This window comes from Sphingomonas sp. AOB5 (assembly GCF_029433115.1).
In the GTDB taxonomy this organism is placed as follows: Bacteria; Pseudomonadota; Alphaproteobacteria; order Sphingomonadales; family Sphingomonadaceae; genus Sphingomonas.
Window position 1 is genome coordinate 1 of record NZ_JARNTV010000132.1, and the last position, 2,030, is coordinate 2,030.

General features: G+C 68.2%; 3 protein-coding genes. All 3 read left to right on the plus strand.

The annotated features are described in order from the left end of the window. Positions 1–189: 189 nt before the first annotated feature. A complete protein-coding gene (locus P1X14_RS21995; RefSeq protein WP_277317561.1) occupies positions 190–1,026 on the plus strand; it encodes a type IV secretion system protein in 837 nt (278 codons plus the stop codon). After that, a complete protein-coding gene (locus P1X14_RS22000; protein WP_277317562.1) occupies positions 1,023–1,715 on the plus strand; it encodes a TrbG/VirB9 family P-type conjugative transfer protein in 693 nt (230 codons plus the stop codon). Before P1X14_RS21995 ends, P1X14_RS22000 begins: the two co-directional genes overlap by 4 nt. Next, the coding region (locus tag P1X14_RS22005; RefSeq protein ID WP_277317563.1) for a hypothetical protein at positions 1,715–2,030 on the plus strand (316 nt) is incomplete at its 3' end. The genes P1X14_RS22000 and P1X14_RS22005, both read left to right, overlap by 1 nt.

Here is a 2,030-nt window from a genome sequence, read left to right on the forward strand (position 1 = left end):
CGAAGCGGTGGCCGCCACGCAGCGCCGCGAGACGGTGAACAATGTTTCCGGGATCGCCGCGCCGCGCGCATCGGCATCCGCAAAGGCGCGTGACCTTTCGCCACCGCCGCCCACGCCGCTGGGGCAAAGCCATTCGCGCCGCACGCGCGCCCGGTCTACGGGTAGCGCCGGCAAACGGGATTCGGGCTCATGAAGATGAAGGCGCGCGAGGCGCTCGACCAATATTACGAGAAGGCCGAGAGCTGGGGCGTCGACCAGCAGGAGACGGTGCGCGGATCGCGCCGGATCGCCTGGATCGTGGCTGCCGTGTTCGGCCTGATCGCGGTGCTGGAGGCGTTTGCGCTGTACAGCCTCGTCCCCCTCAAGACGGTCGAGCCGCTGACGCTGCTGGTCGACAAGCAGACCGGCTATGTTCAGGCGCTGAAGCCGCTGGAACCGGCGCAGATCGCGGGCAACACCGCGCTGACCCAGAGCTTCCTGGTGCAATATGTGATCGCCCGCGAAGGCTTCGACATCAACGCGGTGCAGACCAATTACACCAAGGTCGCTTTATGGTCCGAAGGGACCGCCCGGGCGCAATATGTCTCGGGCATGCAGGCATCGAACCCGGAGAGTCCGTTGGCAAGGCTGCCGCGCACGACGGTGCTGGAGACGCGGGTGAAGAGCGTCAGCCCGATGCCGAACAGCAGCGCGATGGTGCGGTTCGAGACGGTTCGCCGCGATGCAGGCGGCCAGGTGTCGGCGGTTCAGGCGTGGGTCGCGGTGATCAAGTATCGCTATTCGGGCGAGCCGATGCGGATCGAGGATCGCTATGTGAACCCGCTCGGTTTCCTGGTGACCAGCTATCAGCGCAATGCGGAGGCGCTTCCCGCCTCGCAGCCCGCACAGCCGGGCGCTGCCGCCGAAGCGCCTGCGGGCGACGAGACCGCGCCGGGCATCGTCATCCCGCAGGGCGCGCAGCCCACGCCGCGCCCGCGCTTCGTTCCCCCGCCGGATCAGCCCAATTACGATCCCAACCCGCAATGAGGATCGTCATCGCCCTTCTCGCGGCAATGATGCTGCCCTTGCCCGCTGCCGCGCAGGTCGCGCCCCAGCCGGGGACGGGCGACCCGCGCGTCCAGTCGATCGAGTATAACGAGCAGCAGGTGGTGCTAATCCAAGCCGCGCCGGGTTATCAGGTGACGGTGATGTTCGCGCCCGACGAGCGGATCGAGAATGTCGCGCTGGGCGACAGCGGCGCATGGCAGGCGACCCCCAACAAGCGCGGCGATCACCTGTTCGTGAAGCCGGTTCAGGGTGGCGTTTCGACGAACATGACGGTGCTGACCGATTCGCGCATCTACGCCTTCGAACTGCGCCCGCTCTACGGCCCGCAGAGCGACATGGCCTATACGGTGCGCTTCCGGTACCCGGGCACCGCGTCCGCCACGCCCGACAGCGAGGCCACGGCAAGCGAAGTGCGGGGACGCTATCGGCTGACCGGCGACAGCGCGATCCGGCCGAGCGGCATCGATGACGATGGCGCGAAGACCTATATCGAATGGCCCACCGACGCGACGCTGCCCGCGGTCTATGCGGTCGACGCCAAGGGCAACGAGGCGCTGGTCAACGGCAATATGCGCGACGGAATCTATGTGATCGACAGCGTGGTGACGCGGCTCGTGTTCCGGCTCGACCGGCAGATCGCGCGCGCCGTTCGGGTGGAGACGCGCTGATGGCGAGCATGGCACCCACCGGCGGCGATCCGCGCGTCACCCCGCCTTCGGGCGACGAACAGAGTGTGGCTCCGCAAGTCGCGCTGCCGCGAGGCGGCCCCTCATGGATCGTCATCGCGATCGGCATGGCGATCCTGGGCGTGATCCTGTTCAGCGTGCTCGACTCGCGCCGCCGCTCGCTCGAAGCGCCTGCGGTGAAGCTGGGCGCGAGCGACCGTCCGGGTGCGACGACCGCTGCCGTCCCGCCTGCGCTCTATGTGCCGCCGGCACCGGTGCCCGTGCCGGTGGTCGTCCAGCCCGCACCGCAGCAACTGC